General features: G+C 38.1%; 13 protein-coding genes. 4 read left to right on the top strand and 9 right to left on the bottom strand.

All coding sequences use genetic code 11. The features are described from left to right. Positions 1 to 32: 32 nt before the first annotated feature. The 5 genes from H7A25_06865 to H7A25_06845 all read right to left on the bottom strand — a co-directional run bounded on the left by H7A25_06865 (position 33) and on the right by H7A25_06845 (position 4,237). Positions 33 to 971, bottom strand: a complete 939-nt coding sequence (locus H7A25_06865) for a hypothetical protein (protein MCP5499608.1) — start codon at positions 969 to 971, stop codon at positions 33 to 35. Next, the gene (locus H7A25_06860) at positions 968 to 1,216 is read right to left on the bottom strand and encodes an AtpZ/AtpI family protein (GenBank protein MCP5499607.1); all 249 of its coding nucleotides are present in this window, start codon (positions 1,214 to 1,216) and stop codon (positions 968 to 970) included. The genes H7A25_06865 and H7A25_06860 overlap by 4 nt, the downstream gene beginning before the upstream one ends. Further along, entirely contained in the window at positions 1,186 to 2,313 is a 1,128-nt protein-coding gene (gene lepB / locus H7A25_06855) for a signal peptidase I (protein ID MCP5499606.1), read from the bottom strand. The genes H7A25_06860 and lepB overlap by 31 nt, the downstream gene beginning before the upstream one ends. Before the next feature lie 93 nt (positions 2,314 to 2,406). Further along, positions 2,407 to 3,048: a hypothetical protein gene (locus H7A25_06850; GenBank protein MCP5499605.1), complete on the bottom strand. Its 642-nt coding sequence runs from the start codon at positions 3,046 to 3,048 to the stop codon at positions 2,407 to 2,409. After that, entirely contained in the window at positions 3,041 to 4,237 is a 1,197-nt protein-coding gene (locus H7A25_06845) for a hypothetical protein (GenBank protein ID MCP5499604.1), read from the bottom strand. The genes H7A25_06850 and H7A25_06845 overlap by 8 nt, the downstream gene beginning before the upstream one ends. Positions 4,238 to 4,385: 148 nt before the next feature. Here H7A25_06845 and H7A25_06840 point away from each other — a divergent pair, with 148 nt between their 5' ends. Further along, positions 4,386 to 5,966 (top strand): response regulator, encoded by a 1,581-nt coding sequence (locus H7A25_06840; protein ID MCP5499603.1) that lies wholly within the window; start codon positions 4,386 to 4,388, stop codon positions 5,964 to 5,966. 66 nt (positions 5,967 to 6,032) lie between these two features. On the opposite strand, the gene H7A25_06835 is transcribed toward H7A25_06840, so the two are convergent. Beyond that, positions 6,033 to 7,004, bottom strand: a complete 972-nt coding sequence (locus H7A25_06835; GenBank protein MCP5499602.1) for a cytochrome-c peroxidase — start codon at positions 7,002 to 7,004, stop codon at positions 6,033 to 6,035. A gap of 89 nt (positions 7,005 to 7,093) precedes the next feature. On the opposite strand from H7A25_06835, the gene H7A25_06830 reads away from it, so the two are divergent. After that, positions 7,094 to 7,783 carry an N-acetylmuramoyl-L-alanine amidase gene (locus tag H7A25_06830; protein MCP5499601.1) on the top strand — a complete coding sequence of 230 codons (690 nt, stop codon included), beginning with the start codon at positions 7,094 to 7,096 and terminating at the stop codon, positions 7,781 to 7,783. A 12-nt stretch (positions 7,784 to 7,795) separates the two neighbouring features. Here H7A25_06830 and H7A25_06825 read toward each other — a convergent pair whose 3' ends face one another. Both H7A25_06825 and H7A25_06820 read right to left on the bottom strand, forming a co-directional pair. Further along, positions 7,796 to 8,506, bottom strand: a complete 711-nt coding sequence (locus tag H7A25_06825) for a DNA repair protein (protein MCP5499600.1) — start codon at positions 8,504 to 8,506, stop codon at positions 7,796 to 7,798. A gap of 12 nt (positions 8,507 to 8,518) precedes the next feature. Beyond that, positions 8,519 to 8,746 carry a hypothetical protein gene (locus tag H7A25_06820; protein ID MCP5499599.1) on the bottom strand — a complete coding sequence of 76 codons (228 nt, stop codon included), beginning with the start codon at positions 8,744 to 8,746 and terminating at the stop codon, positions 8,519 to 8,521. Between the two features lie 275 nt (positions 8,747 to 9,021). On the opposite strand from H7A25_06820, the gene H7A25_06815 reads away from it, so the two are divergent. Beyond that, complete coding sequence (locus H7A25_06815) at positions 9,022 to 10,707, top strand: hypothetical protein (protein MCP5499598.1); 1,686 nt, start codon at positions 9,022 to 9,024, stop codon at positions 10,705 to 10,707. Positions 10,708 to 10,757: 50 nt separating this feature from the next. Continuing rightward, on the top strand, positions 10,758 to 12,647 hold the full coding sequence (gene nadE / locus H7A25_06810) for an NAD(+) synthase (protein ID MCP5499597.1): 1,890 nt from the start codon (positions 10,758 to 10,760) through the stop codon (positions 12,645 to 12,647). Between the two features lie 43 nt (positions 12,648 to 12,690). Here nadE and H7A25_06805 read toward each other — a convergent pair whose 3' ends face one another. After that, a complete protein-coding gene (locus H7A25_06805) occupies positions 12,691 to 13,512 on the bottom strand; it encodes a crotonase/enoyl-CoA hydratase family protein (protein MCP5499596.1) in 822 nt (273 codons plus the stop codon). Between the last annotated feature and the right edge of the window lie 223 nt (positions 13,513 to 13,735).

Genomic DNA, 13,735 nt, shown 5'->3' with positions numbered 1-13,735 from the left:
CGTGGCCATTCCCTGGTGTATAGGTTTGCCTGTTACAAATTCACCGGGATAGCTTTTGGAATCAGGCGGTAGTTAAACTCCTTCGGGATATGTCCTTCTTCTATGTCTCGGATTTCGCCGTCAAGCTCCTGGGTACTATAGCCTTCCGGGATTACCTGAATTTCACTTCCTTGATAAAGGGTAACACCGGACATTTGGGAAACATTTCCCGAATATACCTTGTGTGATTCAAAAAACAATCTCCATTTGGATATAGCTTTTACATGGACAATTTCAAAGTTATCGGCTGTCAAACTTGCGTTTGGAGCCCAGTGCATCCCGCCTCCGCTAAATTGTGCATTACAAACGAAAAAGTTTATCAAACTGGTATTAACTTCTGTCCAGTTTTCTTCTCCTGTTTTACGTATTCTTAATGTACAGGCGGGGGGGGTGTATTTAATCAGCATTTTTATACTGCTATAAAAGAAAGCAAGGGTTCCCCATCTTTGCAGATTGGAAGATTTTAGCGATTTATTTACATCTCCACCCAGTCCTACAGAACTAATATTCATAAAATACTGGGGACTTTTTCCTTCTTCATAATGTGTGATGCCGCAATTTACTTTTGTAAAACGGTTCTCTTTTAGAGCCTGCATATAATCCGGGCTTTCAATATGGAGTGTTTTTATAAAGTCTCCACCGGTACCCAGATTTATGACACCGAAAGGAATGTTGGTATCAATAAGTTTTCCTTCATCAAAATAACCGTTCGTAGCTTCGTTCACGGAGCCATCTCCGCCGGCTATTAGAATCTGGTCATATTGTTTATGAAGAAGACAGGTTCTTACCCGGCTCGTACAGTCTTTGGGAGCTTTGGTTCTGTATACATCAAAATCTCCCAGGTTCTCTCTCAGAGTCGGCTCTATTTTCAGAAAAGCTTTTTCTGCTTTACCATTTTTACTTTTTGGATTAATAATGAGAAGGCGCTTCATTTACTTGCTTCCTTTACTCTTTTAATTACTATATAAATACCTGCAAAAAAACCTACAAAGCTGCACGCTAACAATAGGTAAGGTGCATATCCAAATTTTCTATCAAGGTACTGACCTAAAAAAGCAAAGCCTGCCATGATAACCCCCATCTCAATTCCGAGAGAAGAAAGTTCCCAGAGGGAACGGGCCGATACTTTTTTGGTTCCGAAATTTTCTACTTCAGGATTTTTCCGATTCTCTTCCATCTAAATTCCATCCGGGCAAAGCGGTACCATAGGGTTTTTTCTATCCAGGACTTCAGAACTCGAAAGCCTCTTTCCGGCTCCTGAACATTCAACTCCGAAGGATGGCAGATTTTAAGCAGTTCTTTTTCATCCACATCATCTACGGGTAGTCCGTGAATAGCTCTTGTATACAACTGGCTACATTTACTGTCTTTCCAGTTTATAGAAAGATAAATAACCATAGCTTTTCCTAATATATCTTCTCGTTTGACAAGACCCCAGTACCGTGAATCGCTGGAATCCTCCCGGTTATCTCCCATTACAAGATAATAGTCATCCGGTATAGTCCCTATTCTTTCGTTATTACAATAAGACTTTAAAAATTCAATATTTCCTGTACTATAATCATCCGGTATCGTTTCTTCCCGGATTCCGGCTTTATCCATTTCGCAATGAGCAAATAGAAATCGAAAATTACCCCGACCTTCCCCTTCTAAAACAAAGTGCTGGAAGTTCTGTTTTTTCTCCAAGAAGAGTGATTTGTCCATTGCCCATACGTTATCCAGATCCTTCAACTCATTACCCGGTTCAATAGCAACCGGGCTATAATCTTTAAATTCTTTTGAGCCTTTTTCCTGGTATTCGAGAATCGTATAGTTTATAACTTTTCCTTTTATATCTTTGATACTTCTTGTGCTGAATCGAATTTTGTCTCCCGGCATTCCTAATACGCGTTTCACAAAGCGCTTGGAGAATAAACTCGGCATTATTTTCCGAAGAACCCGTCTGCTAAAAGTTTCTCCGTAGTATTCACCGGGCATAGCGGAGGGAGGAGGAGCGAAAGTAACAATATCCCCCCTTTTAGGGTTATCAAAACGAAATACTTCGTCTTCCGTAAAAGGCATTCGAAACGAATACCGCATTTTATTTACAAAAAGAAAATCTCCAATCTTTAAGGTTGGAATCATGGAACCTGAGGGAATATTATTTGCATCCAGAAAACTGGATTTAAATGCAAAAACCAGAAGAAGCATAAAAATCAAGGAACGGGTCGAACCCCCCTCTTTCTTTTTTTCTACCTTTTCTTCTTTTTCTGTATTGTTGGCTTTATTTTTCATATTGAACCGAGTAAATTAAATAAAATAGGCTATAAAAACGTCCTGAAAGTATTAGTTTTCAGGACTTCTTTTCTGTCAATAGTTTGTAAAAGCCTAATCTGTGAGGAAAAGTGAAGGTTGTATTTCTTCTAATTGTTGAATCGGAATACCGGTATAGGCTTCCATCAGCTCCTTCTGGTATTTTTTTATGATGGCCAGATCCTTATCATTCGTGAGAGGACGCACAAATTTCATCGCAATATCTGCGTATTTTTTATTATTCTTATAACTGTCCTGAAGCTGCTTCAAACTTTTCTTGAGTTCTTCTTTCGTTTCTTGTGGCACATCCGGGTTATGAATTGCTTCTATAAGTTGTTTTTCACTGTCCTTTTGGAGTTTATCGAAACGAAGCATACCGATTTCTCCCTGCGAAACATTCCATGCCCAGGCAATTTTTGCATTGACCCTCACATAATCTGCAAAACTTTTAAATCCACCTTCTTTTATTGCCGTTTCTATTTCTTTGAATAGTTCAGTTCCGCTTTCGATGCCTTCTCCTTTTTTAGCCAGTTTTTCCGGAATGCCTTTTCCAAATTTATGCAGGGCTTTGGTGACTTTTATATAGTTTTTTATGGTTTCATCATTTAGCTCTACACCCGATACATTTTCGTGATAAGTGTCATACAATTTTTTATCCGGTCTATCACAGTATAATAATGGTATTATAAGAGGAAGTATTAGAAATAACTTATTCATGCTTATCCATCCTTATCCTGTCCTGTTTTTCCCTGAGAATTTCAAGGGCCTGGTTTAAAACCAGTGTAAAAATATTTCCCTCTCCTTTTTCGCCCTGTATAATATTGTATCGAACGTCTCCCATATTTTCAGTCATAGCAGAAATAATTTGAGGTAAGGCTTTATCTATAAATTCCCTTTCTAAACTATAGGGGCTGCCGTTCTTTTCTATAGACAGACGTTTTTCGAGATAGCTTAACTCTTCTCCATGTAGAATACTACTGGCTTCTGCTTTTTTTCTCTCGCTGTCTGTTTCAAAATCCAGAACTTTTTTCTTAAGCTCCAGGTCTTTATTTTGCCGAAACTCTTTTAGTTTTTCTTCTTCTTCTGCCCGGTACTGATCCAGTCCAAATTGCTTTTCTTCGTTTTTTCGACTCAGTATAATTTCATTTTCTCTCAATTCGGCTTTAATTTCCTGCTTTTCCAGTTCTGCTGCTTTTCGGTGTTCACCGAGGGCTTTTTCATTGCTCAATCGACGAATTTCCAATTCTTTTTCTGTTTGGATTTCTGCTAATTTGGATTCGCGGATTTTATCGCTTTTATACAGCATTTGCATAGCCTGGAAGATTTCCAGATCCTGGATAAAAATATCCTGCACATTTACTGTGACTATTTCTACACCCCAGCCTTCATTTTCCCTGCTTACTACATCAGAAAGACTCTTTTTTAAAGTTTCAGCTATACCTTCTTTACGTTTTCGAATACAGTCTTCTACGCTTAAAACAGCTACCAGCTCTTTTACATAGGAGCGACACATATCGGCTATCATATGACCCAATTTTTCTTCAGCAAGCGGACGATTGGAAAAGTTAATTAACTTATATATTTTCAGAGGGTTATTGATTTTATAAACTACCATCCCTCGAACTTTTATATCCACATTGTCTGAGGTAAGCTGGTTGGCTTTAAAAACAATCTCTTTCATGCTGGTAGGGATTATAAAAACGGTATCCCTCGGCCACTTAAAACAACTGGCACCCTGACCGCTACTTTTCTCATTCAATTTTCCTTTTTTAAAATGAATCAGGTATTCACTCGGAAGGGCGGTTATATAACCCCAGCGCTTAGAACTTCTGGGATCATCCGGGGAATTGGTAATCATGCTGAATTCTTTATCAAAATCAATCTTGGAATTTTCCTGGTCTTTCATGGGTATCTAAAATCCTTACCCTTAAATACTTTAGTTTTTTTGAATAAAAGTCCAGTATAAAAAAATGAGAGAAAAGAAATCACATAAAAAAAGAGAAACACCGCTATTTCCTTTACAAAAGATGAAAACAAAAAATATTTTGAATTATATGGAAAAAGCAGTTTATAAGATCTTACTGGCAGATGATGACCCATTTTTGCGCTCAACTATGAAGCAGGTTCTCTCCAGCGAAGATCCCTATATTTTCTACGAGGCAGAAAACGGACAGGAAGCTATTCAAATTGCCACTCATAAAATGCCCGACCTCATAATTATGGATTGGATTATGCCCGAAATGGATGGCATTGCTGCTATAAAAAAAATCGCTTCCTATAAAGAAACCAAACAAATCCCGATTATTCTTTGTTCGGCAAGAGAAGTAGATTTGAAAGAATGCAAAGCTTTCCTCGAAGCTGGAGCTGTGGATTTTATCCAAAAACCCGTAAAATTTGCCGAGTTATTTTCCAGGGTTCGAGCCATGTTAAATCTCTCGCAGTCCATTAAAACAATAAAAGAACAAAAATCCGATCTGGAGATTTATCAAAATCATCTACAGGAGTTAGTGGATATGAAAACCCGGGAATTAAAAAATGCAAATGCCAAACTTACTGCTTACCAATCTGCCCTGAATACTTCTGCTGCTATTGTATATACAGACAGAAATGGAACCATTACTTCAGTTAATGATACTTTCTGTAAGATTTCTCAGTATAAAGCAGAAGAAATTATCGGGAAAAATCCGAGGGTGATGAAATCTGATGTTCATCCGAGGGAATTTTTTGAAGATTTATGGAAAACAATTCTTTCCGGTAGGGTCTGGAAAGGAGAAATTTGTAATGCAGCAAAAGATGGTTCCACGTACTGGCTTGATACAACTATCATTCCTTTTGTTGATGAAAAGGGAGAGCCCTTTCAGTTTCTTGCCATTCGTTTTGATAATACGGTACAGAAGAAGGCAAGAGAAGGAATTAACCAGGCTTTGATAAAAGAGATCGAATTGAATAAGTTAAAAACCGCATTTATCTCGACTGCATCGCATGAATTTAAAAACCCCCTCGCTACCATACAATCCTGTGCAGAAATCATTGCCCTGCTGGCAAAAAAGCAGCTCGATGCAGAAACCAGTGGAAATTTTCAGAAATACATTGATAGAATTATATACGGAGTGGAAAAAATCAATACCCTTTTAAATGATATTCTTTTACTCGGCAGGGCTGATTCGGGAAGAATCCAATTCAATCCAATTAAGACAAATTTAGCTCCTCTTATCCAAAAAATAATGGAAAATGATTTCTCCCAGTATGAGAGGGTGAAGGATATTGATTTAGAAGAGGAAGGAGATATTCGGATGATCTCGGTCGATCCGGTTCTTTTTGGTCATATTATTAGTAATCTCTTAAGTAATGCCCTGAAGTATTCTCAGGATAAAAAGGCTCCTGAAATAAAGATAGAGTATCAGGAAACAGAAGTGAAAATTCATATAACAGATTTTGGAATCGGAATTCTCAAATCCGAACAGGAGCAGATTTTTTCTTCTTTTTTTAGGGGAAGTAATACAAAAAAAATTGTCGGAACCGGACTCGGTCTTGTTATCGCCAGACAAATGGTTGAATTACATTCAGGAACTATTTCCTTTGAGAGCTTGCCCGGAGAAAAAACCACCTTTACAGTATCTTTTCCGAGTCTTTAGGTTTTGCGAAGAACACACCATCGAATATCGAAGTATCCGATGGTGATGTACGGAGTATCGTTCTATCTATCTTTCTTTATTCTTATCTGTTAAGCTATTTAAGAAAGTAACAATTTCTTTAATTTCATTATCTTTCAACTCGATTCCTAACTGGTGAGTTCCCATTAGTTTTACAGCATCTTCGAGAGTTTTTACCTTGCCATCATGGAAATAAGGGGCTGTTAATGCAATGTTTCTTAAAGAAGGAACTTTAAATACAAATTTATCTTCTTCCTTTTTGCTTACATTAAATCTTCCGAGATCCTCTGTTTCGTATGGTTTTACCTGGCCTAATTTGCGGAAAGAATTTCCCCCGAAAAGCGGACCGTTGTGACAGGACTGGCAGCCCTTTGCCATGAAAGTTTCAAAGCCTTTGAGTTCTGCTTCAGTTAGAGCCTTAAAATCTCCGCGAATAAAATCATCAAACCTGTCATTGGTTTTCAGAGTTCTTTCAAAAGCAGCAATCGCTTTTGCTATATTATCATAAGAGATCTTTTTCTCATCTTTGGGGAAAGCTTTTTCGAAAAGGGGTTTGTAGTCTGCTATAGAAGTAATTTTTTCTTCTACTACAGCTTCATTTAACATGCCCATTTCAATCGGGTTCGTAATCGGTCCTTTGGCTTGCCCGATTAAGTCAGCTACTCTTCCGTCCCAGAATTGAGCTGTGTGATAACCGGCATTTAAAACGGTAGGAGAGTTTCTGTCTCCACGTTTTCCCAGTGCTCCCGGAGAAGTAGGTTCGTTATCTACTCCGCCTTTCTTATTCAGAACATCATGACAGCTATTGCAGGATTGTGTATCGTTAACCGAAAGCTTCTTCTCAAAAAACAGCTTTTTTCCGAGATCGATTAAATCCTGGGTATCATTTTCTGAACCGGGCATTTTTGCCGGAATTGCCCCGAAAGATTCAGCTTTTTTTTTCAAATCTTTCATCTTTTCTGAGGGCCCGCAATTTATAATAAATACAAAGAGGCTAAAAACCAAAATACTTATTCTCATATTTTCTCCTTTTTCCTTGACCTGAGTTCATTATTTATAGATTAAGAAGAGTTTTCCTGTAAACCTTTCTTATTTTGGGAGTTTTTAGAATGAGTCTAAAAAATCAAATCTTTTTCTTTCCTTATTTTCTTTTTCTTTCTTTTTTTGAGCTTTATCCCCAGAATCTATCTATTGTCGAAAAACCTATTCCCGTTGCTCCGAAAGAAAGACTCAAACTCATCCGGGAATATGCAGATTTACACTACGGAAAGGGCTTTATAAGGGCTGATGGAAAAATAGAACCTCGTTTCATCGTGATTCATTCAACCGAAACTCAGGATTTTTCTTCCACCTATCAAATTTTTAACGGGAATCGACTTCAGGGTAGAGAGGACATTCGTTCCGGTGGAAACTATAATGTGGGAACACCTTTTGTTGTAGATAAAGATGGGACTATTTACCGGATTTTTCCGGAAATTCTTATGGGAAGGCATTGTATTGGCCTGAATCACATCAGTATAGGAATAGAAAATGTCGGATTTCATGCGAAGGGCCTAAGTGAAAAGCAGTTAGAAGCGAACCTGGCGCTGGTCGAACATCTTTTAAAAAAATATCCAAAAATAGAATTTCTCATAGGCCATTATGAGTATACAGACTGTGAAAAAAATCCCTTCTTCAAAGAAAAAATGCGAGATTATCGAACCGAAAAAACGGATCCCGGAAAAGATTTTTTACAAAAGCTCCGGATAAGATTGAGAAATAAGGGAATTACTTTAAAAAGTTGTAGTCCGAAAGCTTGAGTTTCTTTCCTATTATGCGACATCAGGAAAAGGTAATACAGAAGAAGGATGGTAGGAGTGGCGGTAAATACTCCTTAATTCTTTCATCTCCTTACAGGAAAAAACTCCATTGTTTCCCAGAATCCACTGGTCTTTAAGCTCGACTTCAAGTTGAGAAAGAAGAGAATACAGGTTTTGGAATAATTCGAGGTCTTCAGGGCTTGGCAGGCAAGAATGTCCGGGATGGTTATGCGAAATAATAGCAGAAGCAGCCCCATCATCCAGAATAAGTTTTACCAGGTCCCGGCAGTAGATTCCAACCTCTCGAAGACTTCCCCTTGCAATCAGTTCGAGGTTAATCAGTTTATCTTCACAATCGAAAGTTAATAAAAAGAAACATTCTCGAACTTCCCTTCTCGAACGAAGTAATAGAAGTTCTATGATACTATAAAAATCTCCGGACCTGCTTTCTTGATGAAACAAACCAAAGAGTTTGAGACGATTCACGATTTCGCGGGCTGCATAAAGATTGGCAATTTTTGCTTTTCCCATTCCCAATTCTTTTTCCAGTACACTGACCGGTGTATTCAGAAGGTTATAAAGACCATTAAAACGAGCCAGAAGGGTACGAGATAGCTCCTCCACACTGTACCCCCGGCTTCCCTTGCCGAGGAGTATAGCTATTAATTCCCATTCTTCGAGGCTCTCCGGGTTTTTTAATACCCTTGAGCGGGGATCTTTCATAAAAATAATGACTTAAGAAAGCTCCGGTAGTTGAAGATTTCGTCTCATCATTTCAGAAAGATCGGTTGAAAACAGGTTTCCGGTTTGTACCAGTTGACCTTCAAAAAGATCTTTCAGGTAATCTTCAAAGGTGAGTCCCAGAAAGGGAGAATCCATCACTCCCTCAGGGTTTAAACCTCTGCCTTTCAAGCCACCTCTTCTTCTCCTGTATACCGGGCTTTCTATAGCACGAATAATCATCTTGGTCCTCCATCCCTCTTTATATTAGACATAATTCTTTCAAAGTAAATGTAAGCTTTTTGAAAAATAATAAACTACCTAAAAGAATACTAAACATATAACTATCACTAACTTTATATTTAGTTCCTGTCAAGCATTTATCCTAATTTTTCTACTTACTTTCTAAAAATTACTATAACATTTGTGTGGGACAAAATAGAAACTGCGGGCTAATTTTTTTTTATTTTTTATCCAAAAAATCCATCTGGAACCTTCCTTTTTTTACCTATTCAGGTATGAAAGCACTGATTTCGCTTATTCAGTTCCTGTTGATTTTTATATATGCTTTTTGCCTGTACGCAAAAGAAGAAAGAGAACCTGTATCGACCGGAAAATCTATCTATTTTTTCTTTGATTTACCTTCTGTTATAGAAAAGAAGGAGAAAAAGAAAGCACATGTACAGGTAAAAAAGTCTTTTAGTAAAAAGAAGCCCCAAAAAAAATTTTCAAAAAAAGTGTATCCCTTTACAGTTTCAGAACTTTTACAAAAGAAAGTTCCCCTGAGCTTTGCCCTTCGAATCGCAAAAGCCAGTCGAGATTCGAAAAATTACCAAAAGCTAATGTCTACCCTCCCCTTAAAACTTCAAAAGCTTATGAAGGCTTTACAGTATGAAAAACGAAAAAAAGATAAAGCCCTTCCAAAAAAAGAAGAAAAAAAAGTTATTAGACCCGGACAAAACATCCCCAAAAAAACAGGTACAAAGAATCAAAAACCAGGCGAAGAAAAAAAATTTCTTATAGGTCTAAATACCAGCTACTACGATAGTCGATATACCAGTTTTGATAGAAATACTAAGGAAAATTTTTTTGGAGCTTTTCAAAAAAAAGACTACGGTCTCTTTCTCGAAAAAAGAAAAGAGAAAGCTTTATTTTCTTTTTATCATACTTCCCGGTATCATTATCTTTCTATAGGCCATCGCTATAGTCCATTTTCGAACTTTTTATTTGCTCCGGATCCGGACTTTTATTCCAATCTCAAAGAGGCCAAAATTCCTTCTCCCAAAAAAGCTTCCGCTTTTTTTTCTTTATTCCCGGCCCGATTATCACCCGGCGTTTTTCTCGCTTCCGATTTTGCAGAAAAAACCCCCGGTATATTCTTTTCTTTTCCCTCTAATATTCTGACTTTTGCATATTCCTTTGAAACAAAACAGAACTATCTCAATTTAAAATTGAAGGGAGAAAAAAAACAGGGTTTAGAGGCTTACGGACAGGCTGAACTAAAAGGGAATCGGGATCATTATCGAAGTTATGCGATTTTCTATTATCCACTACCAGCCTATAAGCTCGAAGTTTACTCCCTGCACAGGGAAGAGAAATCGAAGGATAGCTTAGAAACCAACAACCCTGATTTTAATACAGGTAGCAATTTTTTGCAGGTTCAATATGGAAAAATATCCTATAACCATTTCACTTCTACATCCTATTTGTTTCAGAGGAATATGGATTTTTTTAGAACTTATGCTTCTTTAGACTTCTTGCTTTTCTCCTTAAGTTTACATACAGGACTGGTTATAGGAACCTTTCAACAACGAAAGCAATCGGTTTATTCTTCTCAGTATCTCAGCACAGAAGGCTATAGTCTTGCCCTGATGTACAGAGATTATCGAGACAAAGCCTCTCTAAAACTGGAAAAATCAATAAGCTCCGAGGCCAGGCTTTATTTCTCTTATTCCTTATATTTCTTAAGAACGTATTCTTTCCATTTTGCTTTTTTATTGGCTCGCGAAAGAAATGCCTTTCTTTCCCCATTTATTGGGGGAGAATCTTTGAGTCCGTATCGCTTAAGTTTTACAGAGAAACCAGTTTTTCTGTCAATACGCCTTTCTTCGGATTTGTTCAGCCTCAATCTGAGTACCGGCAGAAAAAAAGACGGAAAAGGAGATACCTACTTTGCAAACCTGCAATTTGCAAAGGAATTTTAGGAATATCACTTGCGGTCTATTCGAGTGATATTTTTATAATCTTAGTTATTATGAAAAAGATAAAAATCAGTACCATCAGTCTCAAAACGACTCCCCTGGATATAGAGGGAAACCGCAGGAATATTATTAATGCCCTGCAGGATAAGCAGGTGGAAAACTCCGGGATTATTCTTTTCCCTGAGCTCTGTCTCACAGGCTATGGTTGTGAAGACGCCTTCTATAATAGTCATCTCTGGAAAGACGCTATGACTTCCCTTATCAAAATCCTTCCCCATACTGTGGGTAAATTTGTCGTAGTGGGCTTACCCGTATTTTTATCTCCTTACCTGTATAACTGTGCAGCTGTCATTTGTGACGGAAAAATAGCCGGTTTTATCCCCAAACAAAATCTTGCCAATACAGGGATACACTACGAGAAACGCTGGTTCAAAGAAGGTTTTAATGAACATGAACTTGTTTCTTATTATGATATGCATATTCCTTTCGGAAATTACCTCTTTGAACTCGGAGACGTTATTATAGGAGTAGAAATTTGTGAAGACTCCTGGGTAATGAATCGAACTTCCCACCTCCATTCTCAGAATGGAGCGAACATCATCCTTTCCTCCGGAGCTTCTCATTTTTCCCTGGGTAAACATGAAATAAGAAGACAAATTTTCTTAGAAAGCTCCCGTAATCAAAACAATATCTTTGTTTATTCTAATTTAAATGGAAACGAAGCGGGAAAGGTTGTTTTTGATGCAGGTTGCATGGTCTGTCAAAATGGAGAATTGTTATCCGAGGGAAAACGCTATCACATGAGCGATTACGAAATCTTGAATACGGTAGTGGATATTGATTTAAATCATCATAACCGTTCAAGATATTTTAGAGATAGCTATTACGATAAGACAAAACCTATTCGGATTATACAACTGGAATATGAATTAGAGGATACACAGGAAGACTTAAATCGACCGATTGCGGTTCAGGATGAAGATCCCTTCGAAGCATTTTCCGAGGTGGTGAGTCTCGGTCTTTTCGACTACATGAGAAAAACAAAGACGAAAGGCTATACCCTCTCTCTTTCCGGTGGTGCGGACAGTGCAGCCTGTGCCTGTCTGGCTTATATCATGAAACACCGAATCGAAACCGAGTTAATGGAAAGTGAGAAAGAAAAACTTAAATTAGATTTATCTAAATATCTCTGTACTATCTACCAGGGAACGAAAAATAACTCGGATACAACAAAAAATGCAGCGGCCCTACTCGCTAAAGAACTGGGTGCTATTCACCACGATATAGAAGTAGATGCACAGGTTGAACTGATAGTAAAGATGATGGAAAACCTACTCGGATACGAACTGAATTGGAAAGACCATGACATCCCCTTACAAAATGTGCAGGCAAGGGTGCGCTCTCCGAATGTCTGGTTTTTAGCCAATGTGCACAATCATTTACTCTTTTCTACAGGAAATAGAAGTGAAGGCTCAACCGGTTACATGACTATGGATGGGGACTCTTCGGGTTCTGTGGCTCCCCTGGCCGGCGTTAGCAAAGAGTTTGTTCTGGCCTGGCTTCGCTACCTGCATGAGGGAAAGTATAAAAAAATTGGAAAAATAGAGGCTCTCGGTTCCATTATAAATCTGAAACCCAGTGCAGAATTAAAACCTTTATCGGAAGCCCAGGAAGACGAGAAAGATTTGATGCCCTACTGGTTATTGCAAAAAATCGAATATGAATTTGTAGTGAACGGAAGGAATAACAGAGAGATCTTTGAAGCCCTGCATCCTGAAATTAAGAATATGAGTGAGTTAGAACTCATGAAGCATATTGACCGCTTCATTTCTCTTTTTAAACGTTCCCAGTGGAAAAGAGAGAGAGTTCCGCCTTCTTTCCACCTCGATTCTTACGGTCTGGATCCGAGGTACAGTTATCGTTTTCCAATTTTATCGGTATAAGTTTGGTGAAGATAAACCGGGCATTAGCCCGGTTATTATTGTCTCAGGACTTATTGTATTCGGGTTTTTTCCGTTTATGGAATGATTCCATAGCCACATCAAACTCGTGGGAATACAAATAACTCGAATTCCAGAGAGCTACATAACGAAGGCCTTCTTCCAAAGTTTTTGTTGTTAGTTCTCTCATAACTTCTTTTACACCCACCTGAACAAACATTGGGTTTTCAGCAATTTCATTGGCTACTTTTCTTGCATAATCCATTGCTTCATCAAAGCTCGGAAGTATATTAGAAACAAGACCCATACGTAAAGCTTCTGCTGAGGAAATGTCTTTTCCGGTCAAAGCTAATTCCCTCGTATTTCCCTGTCCTATAATTGCCGGAAGGCGATTCAAGCTTCCCATGTCAGCTACAATAGCCACTTTAATTTCTCTCAAAGAAAAGCTGGCATCGGACGTGCAGTAGCGCATATCGCAGGCGGATATCAGATCAAGCGCCCCACCAATACAATGTTTATGTACGACCGCAATCGAAGACTTATTGGAATCATAAACAGCATTGATTCCTTTTTGCATATCAAGTATAAGCTGCATAAGCCTGGCCCTGGAATCGGCAGTTTTACTGTGGAGAATATCTTTGAATTGAGCGGTAAAACTGGCTATGTCCAGACCGGTAGAGAAGGATTTTCCCCTGGCAGCGATAATAAAGGCCCGGATAGAAGGCTCTCCATTGATTTCTGCTACAGCATCCGGGAGTTCCGACCAAAAATCCCAGTCCATGGCGTTACGTTTTTCAGGTTTATTAAGATAAAGGATAGCAATATTTCCTTCCTGCACGATTTCGAAGAAATTGAACTTTGTTTTCATGGTACCTTTATCTTGCAAATAGAAGAACTGAAAAGCCTTTTTCTTCCTGAATTAAGAGAGTCAGCTCTCAATTTTTCCGACAAAAGCAGATCAGTTTCAAGAAGAAATAGATACAATATTTAATCAGGAATTTTTCGATGCTTTACCTGTTCTCCTAAAAAATTAGGCCTGGAAAATTTTAAAAAAACCAAAAAATTATTGTAAAGCTTTTATCCCTATTATA

Source organism: Leptospiraceae bacterium (genome assembly GCA_024233835.1).
GTDB lineage: Bacteria > Spirochaetota > Leptospiria > Leptospirales > Leptospiraceae > JACKPC01.
The sequence above is the reverse complement of the archived record's forward strand: the minus strand, read 5'-3'. Positions and strand labels throughout refer to the sequence as shown.